The following is a 21,373-nucleotide window of genomic DNA, read 5'->3' as shown; positions in this document are numbered from 1 at the left end:
CCGCATCACCTCCAAATTGCCTCACAGAGTTCATGCAGCGCCCAGAACGGGGCAGTCAGCAGCCAGACCAGTACAGCCAGCGCTGTGAGGGCCAGCGCCCCCAGGATCACCAGAGGGCTTAAAAACAGATACCAGAACCGGATGCTACGGCGTTTATGGTGTGTCCTCATGTGGTGCTCCATCTTCAGGTCATTGATCTGGCCCACACACAGCTGGTTTAAAACGGTTCCTTCGGTTGTAATTTCATCCCCGCATAACATACATCTTGATACTCTCTCAATAATCATCTTCTGCTCCTCCTTATAACATCATCATTCCGGATGCCTGCTCAATCATCTTAAGGGTGATCGTCTGATCCGGCGCTTCCATCATGCGGCGCACATTGCGCATGGTCCGGTCGAGCAGACGGAAGCACCCCGTCTGCGGATTGCAGGCCCGTGCCTTCAGCTCCGCCAGCGCCGCATCCTCAATCCGGTATCCCTCCAGATATTCCTTTACTTCTCCTGCATTAAGGCCGGACAGGGAAGCGTAAAAGTCCACCCTGTTCGCCATGCGGAGCAGGTAGGTCTTGATCTGTGCCTCCAGCGCCGGCTCTCCGGCAATCACCAGCCCCACATCCGCCTGGTCGTAGATTCCCCGGAGGATCTCCATCTTTTTGCTGGTATACTTGCTGACCAGCTTGTCCGCCTCATCTATGATCAACAGATAGCCCTTATTGGTATTGAAGAAATCCCGGATCCCGTTGATCCGCTTCCAGTTCGTTCCATACCCGGTGGGGATCCCCAGCGCCGTCTCAATAGCCTCGATCAGATCCCGGCTGCTCATGGTATCATCACATTCGATATAGGCCACCTTGGACATCTTGGCATACCGCTTAAGGGTGTGGGTCTTTCCATATCCGGATCGGCCAACCACGATTCCCAGGCCCATGTAATCCTGGCAGCTCTGGCAGACTCCCATGATTGCCCGCGCATCCCGGCTCTCATAAAATGTCTTCGGAGCAGGAATGACTGCATTGGCGCTGTCTTTCTCTTCATTCCAGCTTTGGGTCTTCATATACTCATCCAGCCTCCGCTCTACCGCCTCCACATCGCCTTTATAATTCCCAGCCAGATACATGGAGATGGTAGGCCGGGAATACCCGGTTACTGTGGCAAGCTTGGCAATGGTAGTTTTCTTCCCATCGACCAGAGCTTTGATCTGCTGTCTCATGCCGCTTCCCTCCTTCTCCGGATGCTCCTGTCTTTCCCTTTCCTCCGCTTCCTTCAGCTGTTCCGCCAATTCCTCACGCCTTGACATATAAATAAAAAACCTCTGTTTTTCTTCTTCTGTTGGGTTAATGCCTACATAAGGCGTCTTCATTTTGCTAAGTTCTTCTTTGATCTCAGCCACACTCATCATATCCGTTATCCTCCTGTCTTTATCCCTGTATAGCCCTTAAACGCTCCAGAGCCTCATTTCCTTTGCTCTGTAAAAACTCATTCTCTTCTGCTTTCTTCTGTCTACGTCCCTGGCGGTATTCCTTATCCACCGGCAGGGAAACCACCTTCTGTTTACGCTCCGGCTTAAGGGCCAGATCCAGCCCTCCAACAGTTGCAGTCTTGCGTCCTTCATCCACAAGCTCTGTATAACCTTTCCGAACAGCGTCCAGAAATTCCTGTGTTTCCTTTTGCTGGCGTTTCTGGTTGCGCAGATGCTTTTCCAGCGCTTCCTGAGATACGTTGCCGTAATAGTGCAAAAGCTCCGCCGATTCTGCTTCACATATCTTTTCGCCACTTTTAATGTCATAAACATACAGCTTTGTAACATCATCAAGATCCCATTTGATCCGGACTGTCTGCCCAATGTAAAAGGATAATTCATAGTTGGTGTACAGCACCCCAAAACGGTTGATCCCCTGATTGGTAACTCTGGCTGTTGCTGACCGCATAAGCTGAGAAACGGTATAATCCCATGGTGGGGCTGCCTTCTCATAGCGCTCCGCATTCTGGAATACTTCTAACGGCGTCTTCCATTTCTCCCCTGCACTCTTGAGAGCCCGGTGCTCCGTCTGCATATACTGTTGTTTCCACTGAGTCCACAGCTCAAAAAATTCCTCCATGGTATAGAGCTCTCCCCGTTCCAGCATCCCGTCAATGTCCTTATTCCTCTTCGCATAGGTTTTAGATCCGGTCAAAGTTCCTGTATAACTGGCAAACCAGCGGGAAAACTTGTTGCATACGGTATTGAAAAAACGTTCAATCGGTTTATCCCATGCCTGATATGGAAGGGAACGCCCAACCTCCTGTATCCCAATGGACTGGTAAAATCCAACTGTCTCAGCGTCAAAGTCAAACTCAATCTTACGTTCTTTCCGGTTCTGTCCAGTCATTGTTTTTGCAGTGTAGTCTTTACCATTATCAATATGCAGCACCTTCGGCACTCCACCGATCTCACTGTAGATCATCTTTACCAGACTGTCTTTCAGGGTCTGGCTATCAGCATCAACAGAAATGACGTCCCCGATGATCGCACGGCTCCGCATATCCTCCCAGGCAGTCAGCTTGGGACGTACTGCCTTTATCTTTCCATTGGGGGCAGTGTACTGTACCCAAACATCAAAGGTATGTTCATCGCCAACCACATACTCCATCACCTTAAGGGCAGTGGAATCCCGCTTGGTTTTGAGCATCATCTTATTTTTCCATTCCCGTGTCCCATTAGCTGCCAGGTATTGGGCGCTTCTGGCTCCCCGTTGTTCCATCAGGTAGCTTATGTAACGCCCGACCGTCCTCATAGACGGACACTCCCAGCCCTGCCGTTTTGCTTCCACTTTCAATGCATCATACAGCATTTCCCGTGTTCCAAGGTTCTGGCAGAAAGACCGGCTGAACCACACCGCCGCAATATAAGCTTTCTGTTCCTCCGGAAGAGATGGGAAGTTATCTTTAACCCGCGGCTTCCGGCACAAGCTCAACACCTTAAAATAATCCCTGCTGTGCCCGTCCTTCTGCTCCAGCCGTCTCGCCCATGCCTGGGCTTCCATGATATTCCCCACATACCGGTAGAGGGTTCGCTGGGATATCCCCAAAGACGCCGCAAACTCGCTTGCATAAGTAGTCTTTTCACGCTCATCATAATCAATAAAGCACTGCAGCTGGTTCGCCAGCTCCACAGCTTCATAGAATTTACGCTTGTTGCTTTCGATGTAAGAATTTAGATCTGCTTCCACATACCAGGGCGGCGTTTCTTCCCCGCTGGCCGGAGCCTCTTCCTGATCAACTGCCTGAGCAGCTTTGTAGGCCCTGCGGGCCTTGGGAGACAGGGAGGCAACTGAGACAAGGACTTGCGGACGCCCTCCGCCTTCTCGCGGCTGAGTTTTTAAGTCGTACTCATCTGGATTTCGATTGACTCTTGATGCCATACCACGATACTTCATTCCCTCATACACAGCTGCTTCTTCCAATGTGATGTACGTCAGATCCATGTTTTCACCTCCCTCCTATGCAATTAAATCCTCCACCGTTTTAGGATCCAGTTCCAAGACTTTAACAATATACGGCATATACTTTTTGCCAGAACGCATTCCCCGGATAATGCAATTCAGATACTGGGGGGAAATACCTACCTGCTTTGCCAGTTCTGCCTTACTCATTTCGCGGTCAACCAAAACCTTGGTGATGTATTTTCCTAATGGTGTTAATTTTGTAGTCTTTCGCACCTGTCCATGCCTCCTTTCCATCAAATCCGGTTATCAGGGTGGTTCCCTGCTGCAAACAGCCTGCCTGCGTTTTCTTCTGGATAGAATACGAAAAGCATACTTTGCTGACTGTGAACCCCTGTTCCCTGCTTTATAAACTTTCGGCTTCTTAAACAGATAACTTCTGGAGGCCTGTCCCAGTACATCCGGATGTCCTTCCCGTTCTTCTTCCGGCTGCTCAAAGATTGTGCTGTTTCTCAAACGAATGTCTTTTTCATAATGCCAGCGAATACCGTCTTCTAATTCTTTGAGTGTCATACTCTCACCCAGATGTCCGGAATAATAGCCGTTGATCATCACTGCATTAGGATCCTGCTGTAAAATTTCCTGAACCTGCTTCTCATCTTCGGGTCCAAGCTTATCCGTCTCTGAATTAAGCCACACCGGTTTGGCATGCCAGCTACGGCCTGTTTTCCAAACAATAACCCAGGCAATTCCGTCTCGGATTTCTTCCGCATTAGCTGCGGCGATTTCACGTAATGATGCCATATATTTCTCTCCTGTTCTTTTTTTAGAATTTGTGTTATTCTTGGTTTAGTTTTAAATCATTCTAAAAACATTATAGTTCTAAACTTAGAACTTGTCAAATGACAAGTTTTATATTTAGAACCAAAAATTCTATTATTAAAACGGAGGTTTTTATGGAAACAATTGGAACACGCTTACGTCATCAACGCGAGGAAAAAAAACTTACAATGAATCAAATACAAGAATTAACAGGGATATCTAAGGGAAATCTTAGTGGAATGGAGAATGACAAAAATAAACCTTCTGTTTCTGCTCTACTTTCTCTAAGTCAAATATTAGGGTGTTCTATTGATTGGTTACTTACCGGAAATAATTTTGTTCCAAAATCAGAACAGAATCCACTTACCTCAGAGTTCACTATTTCAGAACATGAGAAAGAATTATTAACAATGTTAAGAGTATTATCATCAGAACAACAATCTGACATTTATGATTTTGTATATCTAAAATACAAAAAAATATGTGATAGCAAAAAAGAATATATTCGCTCGATGAATACCGACAGAACCGACGAAAAAACAAATAGTTCCTCTGATGAAAATGAAAATATTTCAATCGCTTAATTTTTATCTAAAATGATTTAGTTTTAAATCATTTTTTGCATCATTGTAAAATCATCTTTTATAGGGTACAAATAGCTCACAAAGCAAGTAAATACAACAAAGACGCATCTTTTTTATATTTTTCCTTAAATGCAACATTGCTTTTTACTGTTTTCAAAGCTTTTCTTATACTGTTATCCTATTTCTTTAACACTATTTTGACGCTAAAAATGCCATTTAACACTGTTTAACACCTTTTTTAACGCTATTTTTAACGGTTTAACGCTCATCTTTAACGCTTCATCCTCTCGACAGAAGCAGGCTGATCTGTTATACTATACTCGTACCCAACAACAGCATGCCACACTCATGCGGGTACATCCTTGACGACCGGAAAAAGCTTGCATTTATGCGGTTTTTCCGGTCGTCTCCTCTTTTTTAAGGCACAAAAAAAGAGTGCTTTTGCACTCCTTCCGTTTATGCCACTTCTCTGACATCTTATTTGTCAATTTTACCTCTCCACAATCCCTTCTCAATCCCCACAAATCCCGTATTTATAAGGTTTTTTCCCATCTAATCCCCAGTTGTCCCACCTTATCCCGTTTTGTCAATTATCTTGTCAACATACATTCAGATAAGGGCACTCCCCGCTCCAGACCGCAAAGCTCAACGCCTTCAGGATCATTTAAAAGATAATTGATCAGCGTAGCTGCTGCTTCGGGGTTTTCACAGGTAGCAGGAATCGCAAATGCCATAGAAACCTTTGTAAATCCGCCCTGATAATCTCCGAATTTGAGGAAATCTCCTACAACCAGCTCCTGGTTTGGGACATTTACACTCTCTTGAATTGCATCCTCCATCTTAATGATTGTATTATCCCAGGAATATACGCCCGCGTACTTTCCGTCAATCCATTTAGGATTTTTATCAGTAGAATCCACCATATCGCCATTTGTCACTGCAAGTGTCGGGATCACATGACCCTCTTCCAGTTCTGTGATAAACGTAAGGGCTTCTGCTACCTCTTTCTCAGAATACTGAAGCTCTCCATCTTCAACCCAGGGTCTTCCGTATACAGATTCCAGATAGTATACCGTAAGAAGCATACGGCTGTAACCGCCGTCAAATACAATGGGATAATATTCATCCCCATATTCCTTAAACTTTCTTCCCGCTTCCATCAAAGATTCCTTATCGGTTGGAATCTCGCATCCGATGGTATCAAAGGTTGCCTTATTCCAGAAAAACAGACAGCCCGTATTGGAAACCGGGATCGCCATCAGCTTTCCGTCTACCGTACACTGCTCCAGCACCTCCTCCGGAAACTGCGTCAGATCAATGATATCGCTAAACTGGTTTAAATCCAGAAATGTTGTGCCGTTCTTTCCATAATTGTCAATCCAGTTCCAGTTAATCTGCATCAGATCAGGCGCTGTGCCGCTTGATAATGCCAGAGACTGCTTCTGCTCCCAGCCGCTCCATGCTCCATACTCCGTTGTAACCTTAATCTCCGGATATTTCTTCATAAAGGCCTCTACTGCCTTTTCTGTAGCCTCATGCCGGGAATCACCGCCCCACCAGCAAAATGTGATTTCCCCGGAAGAATCTCCATTCTCAGACGCCTGAGCCTCCTGCCCAAAAGAGGCTGCTGCAGTTGTCTCCTCATTTTGTCCGCAGGCAGTCAAAGTTGCTGCAGCTGCCACAAATCCCAAACCCATTATCCATCGTTTTGTCACTGTTTTTTACCTCCTGATTCCCTTATTGCAATTATATTGCTGAATATGATAGAATCATTATAGAGCAATCATATGCAGAATGTATGATTGATTTTGCTCTTTTTGCACTTATTAATACAATATTGATATCAATTTAAAAGGAGTTACCATGAAGGCAAGCAAATATAAAATGGATTCCGAATTCAGGATGGAAATTGACCGGCAGATCCGGCACGCTATGCCGGAAATGCACTATCACGATTTTTATGAAATTTATATTCAGGATCTGGGTACCCATGAGCACATTGTAAGCAGCAGCTTTTTTAAACTGTCTCCCCATGATGTTATGCTGCTGAAACCCCATATCCTTCACCAGTCTATCAGCCTGGATTTACATACACGGACTGTTATTTATTTTACAGATAAATTTCTCCATGACTTTTTCTCAGAGCAGGCTGTAAAGGAACTGATGCGCCCCTTTCAGTATGAGGTTTTATCTCTGTCCCCAGAGCATTATTATCGTGCAGCTGCCCTTGTAAATGAACTCAGCCATGCAGATTTTTACCATCTGGCTCCATCCACCTATCTGAATGTGGCCGAACTGCTGGTTATCTTTGCGAAATCCATCGAGGAGCATCCCGGACTGTGCTCAAAAAAGCAAAATCCCGATCCTTTACAGCATTCCCCTGCTATCCAGTCTCCTCTGATTACCTATGTCCATGAAAATTTTCTCACGCTGACGAATCTGGAGGAAATTGCAGATACATTTTTTATCACTCCCAGCCATATGTGCCGAACCTTTAAAAAGCTTACGGGATTTACTATTTTTCAGTATATCAATATGCTGAAAATACAGAAAGCCTGTGAGCTGCTTCATAATACCCAAAAAAGCATAACTGATATCGCCATGGAATGCGGCTTTAACTCTGCCATGTATTTTGGCCGGACCTTCAAAGCTACTCTGGGGCTTACGCCTACAGAGTACCGGGGGATGAATGACTGCGGATAATCCTATCTGCCGTTCATTCCTTCGCTGTCAGCTGCACCTGTAAGTTCATCCCCAGTGCTGCCGCAATCCGTACCAACAGCTCCAGAGACGGGTTGTAACTGCCGCTTTCAAATCTTGTAATATTGCTTCTCGGGATTCCTGTTCTTTTCGCAAGTTCCGCCTGTGTCATTCCCTGCATTTTCCGGCATTGCACATACTGTTCAATAACAGAACGTCTGGTATTTTTCTGCTCCGCCTCTATTATGACTTTCTGTTCGCCTGATGTATAAATATAATCCATACTATTTCCCATAATTTGTATCTTTCGCTTCTTCCATGTGTATTTTCATATGTTTTCTGACCTTCTTATAGTTTGAACAAAACTCCTGTCCGGCAATATAGGTAATTCTGCTTACGCATATAAAAGACGTTCCTCTCTTTGTATCCACCAACAGAATATCTCCCGGAATAACCGGCGCCTTTTTTGTGTAAATCCAATTATATCCTTTATTCGTCTTCTTTATCCATTTCCCGTCACGAAATACCACATGAACCCCCGTAACCAGCTTTCTTAACGGCTGTCCCGATACCATTTCGCAGACGTCTGCGCGTGCATGATACTTTTTAGCCAGAAGATATGATATATAACCATCTCTGAGCTGCCTGTTCTCGTCTACTACAATTCCGTGCGGCAAATGATTCGTTTTCTGATAATACTGCTCATAATACCTTAGCTTTCCCGGCATAGGATCCTGCATACTGTCTGTTTGAATTTCTTCGATCGGACAGGCATTGGTCAGCGTCCCCACAGCACTGTATGCCAGAATTCCCTTCAGCCAATCCGTGCTTCTCAATAGCTCCTCTGCGCGAAAAACCGCCCGGTCACGTTTCTGTATGTCCACCGGAATGTACATATTTGAAATACCGGAGTACTTCATGCCTGCGGTCAAAAGCAGCTGATCCATCCGCCGGATCAGTTCTTCACTTTCCTGTTCCTTTTCCGTATCCAGATTTAAATATACATACAATGACTCATTCATTAAAAATCCTCCTTTTTCACAGGAACCATATATGATACATTAAATGTATCGTATATGATTCTTTTTGTCAAGAAGAACGCTTGATTTTTAGTATATAAGAAACGTATTTTTAAACCGGCAGACTCTCTCTTACGCACAGCGCCCCATACCCCACCCTCTCATTCGGCCATTCTGTATAACCGGGAAGATGGCGGGCGCCGCGGATGAGGTAGGCCTTTACCTTTTCCCCATAAAGAAAGGGGTCGTTTCCGTCTACAATGCCCCACTGCATCAAAAGCGCCGCGCTCCCCGTGACAAATGGGGCTGCAAAGGAGGTTCCTGTCACCGCTTCATATCCCCCTCCTGCTTTTGCGGTGACGATATCGACTCCGGGAGCAGCCAGATCCGGCTTTACCTGCCTGGTCTGCCTGGTAAAGCCACGGCCGGAAAAATCCGCATATGCCAGATTTGAATCATTATATGCTCCTACAGAAATAACCCCTGATGCTGTGGAAGGAATCGTAAGTGTTGTCTCCGGCACCGGACGAAGAAAACGGGTGGAGGGATTTAAAATCCGGCCTGAAGGAAGCCAGAAATCATAATGGCCTGTGACAAGCTCTATTGGTGTCAGCTGAAAGGTCCAGATCCCGCTGTCGGTGTAATCCTTCAAAGGAATAAAATCAAAGTAAACCTCCTGAGCCCGGCTGTAGGGACTGGGCTTTCCATAATAGATCAGAATACGTGTATTTCCATTTTCCAGTCTTTGAGGCCCCAGCCGTTCTTCAATCGGCCCCAGGCTCCGTCCATCAGGCGCTGTAAGGAGAATGGAAAACTGATCTGCATAGGACTTCCAGAGCTGTACACTGAAACTGGTCTCAAAGGGAGCTACAGACAGCTCAATCCTTTCCCTTTCTCCAATGACAAGCTGTCCCGCCGTGTGGCCTGCTGACGCTCCTTCGTTTCCCGTACCTGTGACAATTACATTTCGGCTGTAATTGGAGGCTTCATTCATAAAGGTTTCCAGGAGGCTGGTTCCGTCATGGGAACCATAGGTATTTCCAAAGCTGACATTAACAGCCACCGGGCGCTCAAGCAGAATGGCTCTCTTTAATATAAAATCCAGGCCTTCCATAAGCTGAGTGGTTCTGGGAAAACTGTCCTTGGGAGAAGTTCCCAGCTTTACTGCAATAAGCTCGCTTTCATAGGCCACTCCCCGGTAAACTCCATCACTTCCCCGTCCGTTTCCCGCAGCTATGGCTGCCGCTGCGGTGCCGTGGCCGCTGACATCCACAGAAGGCACTATGTTAAGAGCCGCTCTCCTGTCATTTTGTTCCCCATATGCTTTCAGCGCCCGGTTTATATCCTCTCTGTCATAGACCTGTCCCTGGTCCTGATCCCACAGATACAAAATCCGGGTACTGCCGTCTTCATTTCTGAAATCCAGGTGAAGATAATCAATTCCTGAATCAATGACTCCCAGGATCACCCCTTTTCCCGTAAGTCCACGCTCCAGACCACCCGTATGTCCGCCCGGCTCCGTTCCAGATGGCCTTCCTCCCTCTCTTCTCCCCGGCTGAATCCCCAAAAGACAAGAGGCTGCCTTTGCCATATCCATGGCAAAGAACAGCCTCTTTGGTTTTTCGATATACTGAATCTCACGAAGACCGCTGACCTGGTCTAAGAGCCCCTGGGGAACTCTGGCAATGGCATATCCGTTAAAAAGTTCTCTCACCGTGACTCCCTGATCCGAAAGCTCTCTCAGGCGGTTCAGATTTCCCGAATAACGCAGGATCAGCTCCCATGTTTTATCTTCCGGATCGTATCCTATTTCCAGATTTTCTGATTTAAGACGTTCTTCCTCTGAAGCACTTAAAGCCAGATTTAAAAGATTTTCCCGCTTCTGATCCACTACATCCAAAGACATATTCCTCCCGGAAGAATCATCCCCTCAGCAGGGCTTTTTTCCCTCTGAGTCTATGTCCCGGGCATTCGTATTATACCTATTTTTTACCAGATCAAAAATGTTTTTTCTCTAAAACGCAGAATAGCCTCTGTAAGGAAATAATCGCCGTAAATAATCGGGACCTGGCGGTCTGAGGCCCTGTCATACCGTGCAGAACCTCCGTCCAGGATCGAATCCTTATCAGGATCCCACTCACAAAATGCCTGAACCGCCTTCAGGCATCTTAAAGCGGATTGTACATAAAGCGGCTTTTCATATTCTCCCACATGCTCTGAGAGTTCTAAAAGGCCGCAGGCCGCACAGGCTCCGGCAGTAGTGTCAATATAAACCGGCTCCTTCGGCGCCCTGAAATCAAGAAGGGGGATATAGTCATTTAAAGAAACATTTGCCATAAAATAATGAGCCGACCGCTTGGCTGCATCCAGATAGGCCTGATTTTTCGTATAACGGTATGCCAGAGCCATCCCGTAAATGGCCCAGGATTGGCCTCTGCTCCAGGAGGAGCCGCTTTCATATCCCTGTCCTCCGGGATTATCTTTATATTCCCCTGTTTCGGGATCAAAATCCACCATATGATTACTGGAACCGTCAGGCCGCAGAATATAGCGCAGGGCCATTTCCGTATGCTCTATGGCAATCTGCTTCCAGGCAGGAGACTCATTTTCCTGTGCTGCCCAATATAAAAGCGGCAGATTCATAAGACAGTCCACAATGGCAACTCCCTGCCGTACTCCATTCCAGGCCCGGATATAATGTCCGGCCGGATTGTACCTTCCGGCCAGAATCCCGGCTGCATGGAGGCCTCTCTTTCTGGAGGTTTCATTGCCTGTAAGCCTCCAGTCGGCTACCGCCGTGTGAAGCCACAGAAAACCCACATCATGATCCAGTTTTACAAATTCCTCAAGGGCAGCGTCCAGGCGCTCCTCTATCCCCTCTGCGGCCCTGCGGAACTCTTCCTCTTTAAATGCGTGATACATCTGCCACAGCATACCGGCATAAAAGCCGTTCGTCCAGGCAGTCAGTTCTCTGGCCCCCATATCATAGTAACAGCCATGCTCCGGCACATAGGGCATGATGCTCCCAAGCCTCAGGCACTGGGTCTTAAGCTTTGCATACAACTTTTTCTCCAGGCCTTTAAACCATTCCTCTGTTTCATTATCAATCCCGTAAGGCATAACAGTTTCCTCCTCCGATCACAATATCCTTCTGTGTAAAAGAAGCTGTAACCATACTTTCAAATTCCGTAACGCCCGGCTCAATAGCAAGATGTACCGCAGGAATACGCACATTTGGAAAAATCAGGTTCATATTGGAAAAAGGACGGATCACCGTTCCCTGACCCATGGAAGCACTCAGACGGCTTTCACCATTTTCATCCCACACTGCCGCCATATGCTCCTCTTCTGTCTGGCTGGTCTGCTCCATGCAGTCCGGATAGGAAAATCCGCAGTCATAGGCCTCACAAGACAGCCGGCTTACAATCCTGTGCCTGCGCAGATGGCCTCCCTCTGCCAGAATCAGCCAGGTTTCCACTTCAATTCCCTCTATGGGACTCCATCTTGCATAAACTTCCGTTTCTGTTACCCTATGCTCCAGACACCTGCGGCGCACATAGTACATTCCATGGACATAAAATGCCAGCATACTGTCTGTCCCGGCCTGCTCCAGACAATGGAAGGAACGGGATACGCAGTATCCAAACACGGTAGAATAAGCAAACTTGGCATATTTTTCCGCCGCCATGGGATGCTCCATGGTAGGATACTGTCCGGCTGTAAGAGCCACTGCCTCATGAGGCCTGTGGCAGATCAGCATATCGCATTCCCGGATACATTGAACCGGCTCAAGGGAAGGAAGAGACTCCTCCTCTGCCTGCCAGAAGGGATGATCATCCGGCAGAGCCAAAAATACAAAGGCCTTTAAGGCCCAGTAGGGAGAACCGGGAGCATTATACGTCTCAGACATAAGAAGGTTTGGATAGGTATAACCTACCGTCAGGATTCCTCCATTATCAAAAATCGGCTGCTTCATCCAGTAATCCAGATGACGGGCCACAATCCCCTTCATCACGCCCCAGGAAATACACTCCACTCCTGCCAGGGCACAGGCGGAAAAAAAGGCTGCCTGTGCAAACCGGTAAGTCAGAGAACGGCCAAAGGGCAGGGCCTTTCCCTCATCATCAAACCAGTAGATAAAGCTCTCTGAAAATGTCTTTGCGCGTTCCTTAAAAAGAGCCGTATGCTCCGGATCTTCCTTTTCCATAAACCGTGCATACAGCAGACAGTAAAAATGAATGCCAAAGGACACATAATAATCCTTCTGAGGCCGTTTCCGTCTGAATACCAGCCGTTTCCCAGATAAAAGGACTCATAGCGGTCCATGGCTTTTTTCACTTCTTCAGGATTCCATTTCTTTCCCACGCTCTTTAGCGCCAGATTGACAATCACCTTAAAGTAATGCCAGTTATTATCCGCCTGAGAATAAAGATTGATCTGATACAGCCAATCTGCCAGATGATCCTTTGATGCCTCACTTAACGGCTCCCACAGCTTTTCCGGCACCAGTAAAATGCCATAGCTGATAGCCGCCATTTCCACCATCCGCTGATCCTTATTGTGAAGATCTCCCCAGTAGGAAGAAGCCTCAGGATCCGTTCCTGCCGCCAGTCCTTTCTGGTAAACTGAAAGAAGGCTTTCGTCATCTCCTCCCCCGGCCCAATAGGAGGCCATCCCCCATAAAACCCTGGAAAATCCTTCCATTTCTGCAATTCGGTTTCCATATCCTGCTGAAAATGCTCCCAGATAAAGTCCGAACCCGTCATCAGTATAATGACGGGTCAGAGGGCGTATCATTTTAAGGAGCATCTTCTGATAATCCGCTTTCTTCTTCATATCATTCTCCTTTTGTATCTCTTATTCTGCTTTCAATTCGTCTAAAATCTCCTGATACTGCTCCATTAAGGACTTTGCAGCTTCCTCAGTTTTCTGTTCCTGCCGGTTCCCCCTAATCCAAATGAAACACCGGCGCAAGATCAACGCTTACAGGACTGTTATCCTCGTTTGTTTCCATAATATCCGCCATAAAGTCCCACCATTTTCTGTTGATGGGCGTATCGGCGGAGGCGGCCCAGAGCGCTTCATCCTCGATTTCAATATAGCCGTAAAGCACATGGGTTTCCCGGTCTAAATAGATGGAATAATTATGGCCTCCGTGAGCGTAGATCATTTCCTTCATTTCCGGCCAAAGCAGGTTGTGACGCTTTTCATACTCCTCTTCCATGCCCGGATATAAAAACATCTTAAAGGCTTTTCGGATCATGCAGATGCCTCCTTTATTTCTCGTATAAAAACTTCTCCGGCAGAGTTACATGAAAATCCTTTGCCAGATCCCTGAAATTCTGAGGAGTGATGGTCTGAAGCTTATCCGGGCGCATGGACAGCATCTTAACCAGAATCTCCGCAGATTTTTCTACGGTATGCATCAGTCCAAAGGTGATGTCAAAGTCCTCGCCTGCGGCAAAGGTTCCATGATGCGCCCAAATAGCCACATCATACTGTTTCATAAGCTCACTGGTAGCCACCGCGATATCCCGGCCGCCGGGAACCATCCAGGGCACAACGCCGATACCGGCAGGGAATACGACCGGACATTCCGTTGCCATTTCCCAGAGCTCTCTTGTAAATACCTCATCTTTCAGAGGCAGTACAAAGGTGAGGGCAATCACATTCACCGTATGGGCATGATAGATTACCCGGTATGCACCGTTTGTTGCGATTTTCTTTACTTCATGGTTCATCAGGTGGGAAGGGAGCTCGCTGGTTGGCTTTCCGCCGTTTACTAACCCCCATACGATGCGGTAATTCTCTCCTGCCTGATCTAACTCGATCATGCAGATGGAATCCTCAGGCTTAATAATTACATTTCTGAGATACTTTCCGCTGCCTGTTACAAGGAAATACTCTCCGCCCAGAGCTGGAACTGTAGTTCCGATGGGACGCCATTCCTTTGGCTCTAATTCTTCCTTTACGCTCTCTACTTCCTCATCCTTTACACGGTAGGATATATTTCCTCCATTTCTCTCATGCCATCCCTGCTCCCAGCCGTCGTTTGCCATGCGGATAAAACCCTGAACAAATTCTGCATCTAAAAATCTCATTTTCAATTTCCTCCTTATTTTCTCTGTGACAGTACGTCTTTCTCATATATTTTTACTTTTTCAAACCAGCTCTGGTCACTTTCCACACCGCACTGACGGCAGTATTCATTCCATACATCGCCCAATGGATACAGCTTTAACTCCTCCTGCATCATCATAAGCTCTGTCATGCGGTTCTCATCCTGAAGCTCCTTTAACAGAGCTGCCGGCGTAAGAAGTGCGGACAGCAGTGCTTTCTGGAAGCTTCTAAAGCCCACAGCCCATGCAGAAATACGGTTGATGCTGGCGTCAAAGTAATCCAGCGCAATATAAACACGGTCTAAGGCGTTATTTCTTACGATCTCCTTTGCGATTTCCTTTGTCTCATCATCAAAAATCACCACATGGTCGCTGTCCCAGCGCACCGGACGGGTCACGTGAAGGGCAATCTCCGGGAAGAAGCAAAGAAGGGCGGGAATCTTGTCAGAGACCATCTCTGTAGGGTGATAATGTCCGTTGTCCATTAAGGGTAGTACTCCTTTATGGGTTGCTGCAAAGGAAAGGGCAAATTCGGCGGAGCCTGCCGTATAAGATTCAACGCCGATACCGAATACCTTGGACTCTACACAAGGCTTAACAAGCTCTGGATCGTACGGCTCTGATAAAATCTCCTCAATCGATTCCTTATAGCGCATTCTGGGACCCATCCGGTCTGCAGGCACATCCTTAAAGCCATCGCCTGTCCAGATATTCATTACGCATGGAACTCCTGTCTCCTGAGCGAAATACTGGGAAATACGGATGCAGGCCTTTCCATGGCGGATCCAGAACTCCCTCGTTTCCTTATCAGGACTGGATAAGGTCTGTCCGTCCTTTACCTTTTCATGGGAGAAGAAGGTAGGGTTAAAATCAATGCCCATATTGTGCTTTTTGGCAAATTCCACCCACTTCGCAAAATACTTTGGCTCTAGCTGATCCCTGTCTGCATTCTCCCCCTCCTCAAAAATGGCATAGCTTGCATGGAGGTTTAATTTCTTTTTGCCCGGCATCAGGCTCATAGCCATCTCCATGTCATCCATCAGCTCCTGAGGCGTTCTGGCTCTTCCCGGATAGTTTCCTGTGGTCTGGATACCGCCGGTTAGGGGGCCGTCCTGATCAAAGCCCTTTACGTCATCTCCCTGCCAGCAGTGAAGGGAAACAGGAATGTTTTTTAAGGTCTGGATCACCTGGTCTGTGTCGATTCCCAGGCTTTTATACATCTCTTTTGCTGATTCATAGCGTTCTGTCTGATTCATAACAATTCTCCTTTCGATTGATTCTGGTTATCATTCCGGCATATATTCATGGATGGAAAATGACGTTCCCACACACCTGCGGGCCTGTTCTAAGGTGTCAAATTCTCCTTTTTGAATCATCTGAGCCATCAGATTTCCGATGGCCGTGGCTTCTCCCGGCCCTGCAAGCACCCGGCGGCCAGATTTCTTAGCAGTCAGGCGGTTTAAATACTCCGCATTGGAACCACCGCCCACGATACAGATGGTATTATAATGACTGCCCGTAAGGCCTTCGATTTCCTCTGCGGTCTCTCTGTAGCTGTCGCTTAAGCTTTCATACACCACTGCGGCCAGTTCATCCGGTGTTTCAGGAACCGGATGCCCGGTCTTTGCACACATTTCCCGGATCGCCCGGATCATGGAATCCGGCGCTAAGAATACCGGATCATTTACGTCCACTCTGGAGGGGAAATCGCTGCGCCTGGAAGCCATGGCGCACAGCTCTGCAAAAGAATACTTATTTTCCAATTCCTTTCTCACAGATTGGATCATCCACAGTCCCATAATGTTTTTCAGATAACGGTAACGATATTCATATCCGCCCTCATTGGTGAAATTCCGTTTCCGGCTCTCTTCGGTACAGATGGCTGTTTTATTTTCAATCCCCATCAAGGACCAGGTACCGGAGCTGATATAGAGGTTTTTATCGCCCTCACCAGGCAATGCCATAACAGCAGAGCCCGTATCGTGGGTAGCGGGAAGAACTACTTCGCAGGAAAATCCCACCTCTTCTTCTATTTCTTTTGTAAAGCTTCCCACCAACGTTCCCGGCTGGCTTAAGGGAAGGAACATTTCCTGGGGATATCCCAGGCGTTCAATCAGCTCCCGATCCCAATCATTTGTCTGTGCATTTATCAGCTGAGTCGAGGTTGCATTGGTGTACTCCGAACATTTCTGTCCTGTGAGCAGAAAATGAAAATAGTCCGGCAGCATTAAAAAGTTTTTTGCCGCCTTCAGGTGCTCCGGATTATTTTTCTTTACTGCCATCAGCTGATAAATGGTATTAAAGCTCTGCTTCTGGATTCCGGTGCGGCTGTAAAGCTCTTCTTCCGAAATGATCTTATATACATCCTCATCCACTCCCTGAGTGCGGCCGTCACGGTATCCATAGGTTTTTCCCAGTACCTGATCCTTTTCATCCAAAAGCACATAATCCACGGCCCAGGTGTCAATTCCCATAGATACAGGGATCTTTCCCAGTTCCTTACATCGCTTCATTCCTGTCTTGATTTCCTCAAACAGCGCATCCAGATCCCAGCACAGGCTTCCTTCCCGGTCCTTCATGCCGTTTTCAAAGCGCCAGATTTCCTCCAGGATCATTTTCCCGTTCTCTATATGCCCAAGCATATGACGGCCGCTGGAAGCTCCGATGTCTATGGCCAGATAATAGAGTTCCATAGCCCTCCTCCTTTTACCGTTTCATCACACGTTTTGTCATGGCTTTATTGTACCTGAAGGCAGCGGGCAAAAAAAGAACGGTTTTTGGCTAAAAAACTGTCCTTATTTGCAGAGTTGTGGTATACTGTGAACAGCAAAAATGCCTTCTGCAGACAGATAAGGGGAGTATTTATGAATGAACAGCTTTTGAGGGAACTGAGCCATATTACAGAAGAAGAACAGGATATCCTTGATGGAAAAACAGGCATAGACCGAACCCTTTATTCAGAAGGCTCTGATTTTGTGATCACCAGCGAAAAGATGCTCAAAGAGGGGCGGCTGATCCAGTTCCGCCCCCACACCCGCTTTGTCTATTTTCCCAGACACACTCACAACTACGTGGAGATGATCTATATGTGTTCCGGTTCTACCACTCATATCATAAATGGCACAGAACTTATCCTTCAAAGAGGGGAGCTTCTGATTTTAAATCAGCATGCCTCTCAGGAAATCCTTCCTGCCGGGAAAGAGGATGTGGCCGTCAATTTCATCATTCTGCCGGAATTTTTTGATCAGACCCTTGCAATGCTTGGCTCCGAACAGAGTATGCTGAGGGATTTTGTGGTAGGCTGTCTCCAGACTGCAGACTCTCCCCTGTCCTATCTGCATTTTAAGGTTGCCGACATCCTCCCCGTCCAGAATCTGCTGGAAAATCTGCTCTGGACCCTTTCCCATGAGCTTCAGAATAAACGGCTTATGAACCAGATCACCATGGGGCTTCTCTTTCTGCAGCTTTTAAATTACACTGACCGTATTCAGGCCGGACGCACCTCATTTGAGCAGGAAATTCTCATGCAGGTCTACCAGTATGTGGAGGAGCACTATAAGGACGGAGAGCTGACTTCTCTTGCCGCACGGCTTCACTGCGACTTAACCTGGCTGTCCCGGGCCATCCGCCGTCTCTCCGGCTGCACCTACACAGAGCTGGTTCAAAAAAAGCGGCTGAACCAGGCCTGCTTTCTCCTGCGTTCCACCGCTCTGTCCGTGCTGGATATCAGCATGGCTGTGGGGTATGAAAATTTCAGCTATTTTCACCGGATTTTTAAGCAGACCTTTGGCCAGACTCCCAGACAATACCGGATGGCGTTAAAAAAAGAACCGGAGGAGGGTTAAATCCCTTCCCCGGCTCTTTCTCTTTATTTCAGGAAGCCATTTACGATCTGGGCCTCTGCCTCTGCCTCTGTCAGTCCCAGAGTCATAAGCTTTACGATCTGCTCGCCTGCGATCTTTCCGATGGCAGCCTCATGGATCAGGGCCGCATCAATATTATCAGCCACCAGACCGGGAACTGCTACGATTTTGGCATCGTCCATGATAATGGCGTCACACTCTGTATGGCCGCTGCACTTTGCATTTCCGATCAGATTGGACTTGAATATCTGTTTTGAGTGATCCTTTGCAACAGAACGTGAAACCACGTCTGCGCTGGAGCCGTCTCCGTTTAATTCCACATCATAGGTACTTTCTGCCACCTGATCTCCATGGGTTAAAAGGCGCTCGCGAACCAGAAGCTTTGCACCTGCTGCCAGTACGGCCTTGTTAGTGCGGTTGGTGGAATCTACGCCCTTGATCTGAACCATTTCCATTTCCATCAGGCTGTTTTCTTCCATATATACTTCAGAAACGGGATTTAACAAACGTTTTCCTTCCCCGTCTCCCTCGCCATAGTGCTTTTCTACGTATTTAACCTTAGCATTTTTACCTACAAAGAAGCGGTGTATACCGTCATGCTCCGAATCCTGGACTCCGCAGTTGTGGATGCCGCAGCCTGCCACGATCACCACATCAGCATCATCCCCGATATAGAAGTCATTGTAAACCACTTCCTTTAAGCCGCTGGCGCTTAATACCACCGGAATATGCACGCTCTCATGCTTTGTACCCGCCTTAATGCGGATGTCAATTCCCGGCTTGTCCGTCTTTGTGGTAATGTCAATATTGGCGGTTGTATTTCTTCCTGCCATCTGGCCGTTGGCACGGATATTGTAGGCTCCCTCCGGCACTCCGTGAAGGTCAGCCACTTCCTCTAATAATCTCTCTTCGATCTGATCCATCCTCATGTCCTCCCTTACTGCACGGAATCAAGGAAACCGGAGCAGGCATCCACTGCAGAAGCCGTTCCCATGATCTTTGGCATGATCTCATCCCTTGTACCCTGATTTACGATTTTTCCGTCTGCGATCACAACGATCTCATCGGCAATATTTAAAATACGCTCCTGATGGGAAATGATCAGGATGGAACCCTTTGTATTCTGGCGCATGCGCTCAAATACCTGAATCAGGTTCTGGAAGCTCCAAAGGTCGATTCCCGCCTCAGGCTCGTCAAATACGGACAGCTTTGCCCCTCTTGCAAGAATGGTGGCAATCTCAATGCGCTTTAATTCGCCTCCTGACAGGCTGCCATTGACCTCACGGTTAATATAATCCTTGGCACAGAGTCCTACCTCGGATAAATACTGACAGGCCTCGGACACGGTAAGCTTCTTGCCGGAAGCCAGACGTAGAAGATCGATCACCTGAACTCCCTTAAAGCGAACCGGCTGCTGGAATGCAAAACTGATACCCATCTTTGCACGGTCTGTAATGCTCTTTTCTGTAATGTCCTCCCCGTCAAACCAGATCTTTCCCCCTGTGGGATGCTCGATTCCCATGATCAGTTTAGCCGTGGTGGATTTACCGCCGCCGTTGGGTCCTGTGATCACCACAAATTTCCCATCATCTACTGTCAGGCTTATATCCTTGATAATGCCCTTTTCTCCTTTGTCGTCATTTACTTCAAAGGAGAGATTTTCCAATCTAAGCATAATGACACTCCTACCTCTCTTTTCGTCCCGTTTTAAGGCCAGCCGCATCTGCGGCAAATGGCCACACAACTTACAGTATATACTATTTATGGACAAATTACTATTATAATTTACCTCTTAGGGCAAAAAATGTCTGCTGCATTTGTCACATAGCAAAACAGGAAGCCAGTTTCCTGACTTCCTGCCATATATCATGCAGAAGAAGGGAGTCGAACCCTCAAGGTATTACTACCACACGGACCTGAACCGTGCGCGTCTGCCAATTCCGCCACTTCTGCATTTTCTGTTTTTGCTGTTTAGCAGTAATTCTTACTGGCTGTCTCAGCAACGAAGACTATTATATCGGATAGCAGCGGATTTGTCAACGACTTTTTTAACTTTTTTGCGCCATTTTTTAACAGATTTTTTGCCGCTTTTTAGCCTTTATTATCTTCCATGCTCCGTAATTAACATTGCAAGCCATCAATCCAACAGCTCCATCAGCTCATAGACCCTCTCTCTGGTAATCTCCATTGCCTTTAAACTGTATGCCATGAGCTGCATACTTCCTCCTTCAAACTCCTTTCCGGCCTCATCTGCATCCGTTTCCTTGTCTTTGATCCAATCCCGCTACCCTCTCCCTCATCCGAACTGCCGGATTCTCTCCCACAAAACCATAAGAATGGACTGAATTCACAACAACATAATTTCCTCTGTTTACAATGGATTTTCATATTCCATCTCCAAAATGTCCACCTGATAGCTGTTTTCATCCAGCCGGACAGGAGATCCAAGACGGCCTGTGAACACAGACTCATATATGGTTCCCTGCGGATTCTCTTCTCCGATTTCTCCCATATTGGCATCCTCAAATCGTCCCGAAAAGCTGCCGTCTTCCCGGATCTGAAGCTCCGTCCTCCATGCACCTGCACCGCTTGAAAATATAAACATCGTATTTTTAAACTCTGAAAAAAACTCTGCAGATGCGGTAGTTTCCGAACCCTCTGCTCTTTTTGCGGCTTCCGGGACTGCTATCTCCGCTGTTTCCGCTGCCGCTGTTTCTTCTTTTCCACAGCCCGCCGTCAAAAGTCCTGCTGCCAGAACTGCACATACAGCCCTCATATAGCTTCTGCTTTTACCATCCATACACATTCTCCCTTTCAGTTAAAAAGGGCAAAGCCAAAACAG

22 protein-coding genes, 1 tRNA gene and 1 pseudogene are annotated in these 21,373 nt (G+C 47.1%); 3 read left to right on the top strand and 21 right to left on the bottom strand.

Annotation, left to right across the window (positions count from 1 at the left end):
- Nucleotides 1-5: 5 nt before the first annotated feature.
- From WKT10_RS02350 to WKT10_RS02330, 5 genes are read right to left on the bottom strand one after another with little or no spacing between them, the layout of a single operon-like run.
- Nucleotides 6-287: a hypothetical protein gene (locus WKT10_RS02350; RefSeq protein WP_178302868.1), complete on the bottom strand. Its 282-nt coding sequence runs from the start codon at nucleotides 285-287 to the stop codon at nucleotides 6-8.
- A 13-nt stretch (nucleotides 288-300) separates the two neighbouring features.
- Nucleotides 301-1,401: an AAA family ATPase gene (locus WKT10_RS02345; protein ID WP_340275230.1), complete on the bottom strand. Its 1,101-nt coding sequence runs from the start codon at nucleotides 1,399-1,401 to the stop codon at nucleotides 301-303.
- A gap of 19 nt (nucleotides 1,402-1,420) precedes the next feature.
- On the bottom strand, nucleotides 1,421-3,466 hold the full coding sequence (locus tag WKT10_RS02340; RefSeq protein ID WP_178302867.1) for a transposase domain-containing protein: 2,046 nt from the start codon (nucleotides 3,464-3,466) through the stop codon (nucleotides 1,421-1,423).
- A 15-nt stretch (nucleotides 3,467-3,481) separates the two neighbouring features.
- Nucleotides 3,482-3,700: a helix-turn-helix transcriptional regulator gene (locus WKT10_RS02335; RefSeq protein ID WP_340275228.1), complete on the bottom strand. Its 219-nt coding sequence runs from the start codon at nucleotides 3,698-3,700 to the stop codon at nucleotides 3,482-3,484.
- 33 nt (nucleotides 3,701-3,733) lie between these two features.
- The gene (locus WKT10_RS02330) at nucleotides 3,734-4,228 is read right to left on the bottom strand and encodes a hypothetical protein (RefSeq protein WP_178302865.1); all 495 of its coding nucleotides are present in this window, start codon (nucleotides 4,226-4,228) and stop codon (nucleotides 3,734-3,736) included.
- Nucleotides 4,229-4,380: 152 nt separating this feature from the next.
- Here WKT10_RS02330 and WKT10_RS02325 point away from each other — a divergent pair, with 152 nt between their 5' ends.
- The gene (locus tag WKT10_RS02325) at nucleotides 4,381-4,830 is read left to right on the top strand and encodes a helix-turn-helix domain-containing protein (protein WP_178302864.1); all 450 of its coding nucleotides are present in this window, start codon (nucleotides 4,381-4,383) and stop codon (nucleotides 4,828-4,830) included.
- 590 nt (nucleotides 4,831-5,420) lie between these two features.
- Here the strand turns inward: WKT10_RS02325 and WKT10_RS02320 are convergent.
- Nucleotides 5,421-6,545, bottom strand: a complete 1,125-nt coding sequence (locus tag WKT10_RS02320) for an ABC transporter substrate-binding protein (RefSeq protein WP_340275225.1) — start codon at nucleotides 6,543-6,545, stop codon at nucleotides 5,421-5,423.
- Nucleotides 6,546-6,693: 148 nt separating this feature from the next.
- Between WKT10_RS02320 and WKT10_RS02315 the strand changes: the two genes are divergently transcribed.
- Nucleotides 6,694-7,533, top strand: a complete 840-nt coding sequence (locus WKT10_RS02315) for a helix-turn-helix domain-containing protein (RefSeq protein ID WP_340275223.1) — start codon at nucleotides 6,694-6,696, stop codon at nucleotides 7,531-7,533.
- 13 nt (nucleotides 7,534-7,546) lie between these two features.
- Here WKT10_RS02315 and WKT10_RS02310 read toward each other — a convergent pair whose 3' ends face one another.
- The 10 genes and pseudogenes from WKT10_RS02310 to rhaB all read right to left on the bottom strand — a co-directional run bounded on the left by WKT10_RS02310 (nucleotide 7,547) and on the right by rhaB (nucleotide 17,361).
- Nucleotides 7,547-7,813: a helix-turn-helix domain-containing protein gene (locus WKT10_RS02310; protein ID WP_317439849.1), complete on the bottom strand. Its 267-nt coding sequence runs from the start codon at nucleotides 7,811-7,813 to the stop codon at nucleotides 7,547-7,549.
- 1 nt (nucleotide 7,814) lies between these two features.
- On the bottom strand, nucleotides 7,815-8,552 hold the full coding sequence (locus tag WKT10_RS02305) for a DUF5839 family protein (RefSeq protein ID WP_340275219.1): 738 nt from the start codon (nucleotides 8,550-8,552) through the stop codon (nucleotides 7,815-7,817).
- Nucleotides 8,553-8,661: 109 nt separating this feature from the next.
- A complete protein-coding gene (locus tag WKT10_RS02300; RefSeq protein WP_417301755.1) occupies nucleotides 8,662-10,440 on the bottom strand; it encodes a S8 family peptidase in 1,779 nt (592 codons plus the stop codon).
- 98 nt (nucleotides 10,441-10,538) lie between these two features.
- The gene (locus tag WKT10_RS02295; RefSeq protein WP_340275215.1) at nucleotides 10,539-11,669 is read right to left on the bottom strand and encodes a glycoside hydrolase family 88 protein; all 1,131 of its coding nucleotides are present in this window, start codon (nucleotides 11,667-11,669) and stop codon (nucleotides 10,539-10,541) included.
- On the bottom strand, nucleotides 11,653-12,399 hold the full coding sequence (locus WKT10_RS02290) for a DUF2264 C-terminal domain-containing protein (protein ID WP_340275590.1): 747 nt from the start codon (nucleotides 12,397-12,399) through the stop codon (nucleotides 11,653-11,655). Before WKT10_RS02290 ends, WKT10_RS02295 begins: the two co-directional genes overlap by 17 nt.
- Nucleotides 12,400-12,411: 12 nt before the next feature.
- Nucleotides 12,412-13,346, bottom strand: a pseudogene (locus WKT10_RS02285) (DUF2264 domain-containing protein); the annotation flags it as partial.
- Between the two features lie 151 nt (nucleotides 13,347-13,497).
- Complete coding sequence (gene rhaM, locus WKT10_RS02280; RefSeq protein ID WP_340275213.1) at nucleotides 13,498-13,812, bottom strand: L-rhamnose mutarotase; 315 nt, start codon at nucleotides 13,810-13,812, stop codon at nucleotides 13,498-13,500.
- Nucleotides 13,813-13,825: 13 nt separating this feature from the next.
- Nucleotides 13,826-14,650, bottom strand: coding sequence for a rhamnulose-1-phosphate aldolase (rhaD, locus tag WKT10_RS02275; RefSeq protein WP_066547224.1), 825 nt, complete (start codon nucleotides 14,648-14,650; stop codon nucleotides 13,826-13,828).
- Between the two features lie 14 nt (nucleotides 14,651-14,664).
- Nucleotides 14,665-15,924, bottom strand: coding sequence for an L-rhamnose isomerase (locus tag WKT10_RS02270; protein WP_340275211.1), 1,260 nt, complete (start codon nucleotides 15,922-15,924; stop codon nucleotides 14,665-14,667).
- Between the two features lie 30 nt (nucleotides 15,925-15,954).
- Entirely contained in the window at nucleotides 15,955-17,361 is a 1,407-nt protein-coding gene (gene rhaB, locus WKT10_RS02265; RefSeq protein ID WP_340275209.1) for a rhamnulokinase, read from the bottom strand.
- A 171-nt stretch (nucleotides 17,362-17,532) separates the two neighbouring features.
- Between rhaB and WKT10_RS02260 the strand changes: the two genes are divergently transcribed.
- A complete protein-coding gene (locus WKT10_RS02260) occupies nucleotides 17,533-18,513 on the top strand; it encodes an AraC family transcriptional regulator (RefSeq protein ID WP_340275207.1) in 981 nt (326 codons plus the stop codon).
- A gap of 23 nt (nucleotides 18,514-18,536) precedes the next feature.
- Here WKT10_RS02260 and WKT10_RS02255 read toward each other — a convergent pair whose 3' ends face one another.
- The 5 genes from WKT10_RS02255 to WKT10_RS02240 form a co-directional block, all read right to left on the bottom strand.
- Nucleotides 18,537-19,454, bottom strand: a complete 918-nt coding sequence (locus tag WKT10_RS02255) for a SufB/SufD family protein (RefSeq protein WP_066547213.1) — start codon at nucleotides 19,452-19,454, stop codon at nucleotides 18,537-18,539.
- Between the two features lie 14 nt (nucleotides 19,455-19,468).
- Nucleotides 19,469-20,206 (bottom strand): ABC transporter ATP-binding protein, encoded by a 738-nt coding sequence (locus WKT10_RS02250; RefSeq protein ID WP_066547211.1) that lies wholly within the window; start codon nucleotides 20,204-20,206, stop codon nucleotides 19,469-19,471.
- Nucleotides 20,207-20,400: 194 nt separating this feature from the next.
- Nucleotides 20,401-20,484, bottom strand: a tRNA-Leu gene (locus WKT10_RS02245).
- Nucleotides 20,485-20,668: 184 nt separating this feature from the next.
- Nucleotides 20,669-20,806: a lysozyme inhibitor LprI family protein gene (locus WKT10_RS16005; protein ID WP_407407171.1), complete on the bottom strand. Its 138-nt coding sequence runs from the start codon at nucleotides 20,804-20,806 to the stop codon at nucleotides 20,669-20,671.
- 96 nt (nucleotides 20,807-20,902) lie between these two features.
- Complete coding sequence (locus tag WKT10_RS02240) at nucleotides 20,903-21,331, bottom strand: hypothetical protein (protein ID WP_066547209.1); 429 nt, start codon at nucleotides 21,329-21,331, stop codon at nucleotides 20,903-20,905.
- Nucleotides 21,332-21,373 lie beyond the last annotated feature (42 nt).

It is taken from the genome of Enterocloster sp. HCN-30185, from assembly GCF_037890305.1.
Taxonomy (GTDB): domain Bacteria; phylum Bacillota; class Clostridia; order Lachnospirales; family Lachnospiraceae; genus Enterocloster.
The sequence above is the reverse complement of the archived record's forward strand: the minus strand, read 5'-3'. Positions and strand labels throughout refer to the sequence as shown.

Bases quoted from the DNA above. Each gene is read 5' to 3' on its own strand.
- WKT10_RS02350 (WP_178302868.1), bottom strand. From the start codon at position 287: ATGATTATTGAGAGAGTATCAAGATGTATGTTATGCGGGGATGAAATT.
- WKT10_RS02345 (WP_340275230.1), bottom strand. From the start codon at position 1,401: ATGATGAGTGTGGCTGAGATCAAAGAAGAACTTAGCAAAATGAAGACG.
- WKT10_RS02340 (WP_178302867.1), bottom strand. From the start codon at position 3,466: ATGGATCTGACGTACATCACATTGGAAGAAGCAGCTGTGTATGAGGGA.
- WKT10_RS02330 (WP_178302865.1), bottom strand. From the start codon at position 4,228: ATGGCATCATTACGTGAAATCGCCGCAGCTAATGCGGAAGAAATCCGA.
- WKT10_RS02325 (WP_178302864.1), top strand. From the start codon at position 4,381: ATGGAAACAATTGGAACACGCTTACGTCATCAACGCGAGGAAAAAAAA.
- WKT10_RS02315 (WP_340275223.1), top strand. From the start codon at position 6,694: ATGAAGGCAAGCAAATATAAAATGGATTCCGAATTCAGGATGGAAATT.
- WKT10_RS02310 (WP_317439849.1), bottom strand. From the start codon at position 7,813: ATGGATTATATTTATACATCAGGCGAACAGAAAGTCATAATAGAGGCG.
- WKT10_RS02305 (WP_340275219.1), bottom strand. From the start codon at position 8,552: ATGAATGAGTCATTGTATGTATATTTAAATCTGGATACGGAAAAGGAA.
- WKT10_RS02295 (WP_340275215.1), bottom strand. From the start codon at position 11,669: ATGCCTTACGGGATTGATAATGAAACAGAGGAATGGTTTAAAGGCCTG.
- rhaM (WP_340275213.1), bottom strand. From the start codon at position 13,812: ATGATCCGAAAAGCCTTTAAGATGTTTTTATATCCGGGCATGGAAGAG.
- rhaD (WP_066547224.1), bottom strand. From the start codon at position 14,650: ATGAGATTTTTAGATGCAGAATTTGTTCAGGGTTTTATCCGCATGGCA.
- WKT10_RS02270 (WP_340275211.1), bottom strand. From the start codon at position 15,924: ATGAATCAGACAGAACGCTATGAATCAGCAAAAGAGATGTATAAAAGC.
- rhaB (WP_340275209.1), bottom strand. From the start codon at position 17,361: ATGGAACTCTATTATCTGGCCATAGACATCGGAGCTTCCAGCGGCCGT.
- WKT10_RS02260 (WP_340275207.1), top strand. From the start codon at position 17,533: ATGAATGAACAGCTTTTGAGGGAACTGAGCCATATTACAGAAGAAGAA.
- WKT10_RS02255 (WP_066547213.1), bottom strand. From the start codon at position 19,454: ATGGATCAGATCGAAGAGAGATTATTAGAGGAAGTGGCTGACCTTCAC.
- WKT10_RS02250 (WP_066547211.1), bottom strand. From the start codon at position 20,206: ATGCTTAGATTGGAAAATCTCTCCTTTGAAGTAAATGACGACAAAGGA.
- WKT10_RS02240 (WP_066547209.1), bottom strand. From the start codon at position 21,331: ATGGATGGTAAAAGCAGAAGCTATATGAGGGCTGTATGTGCAGTTCTG.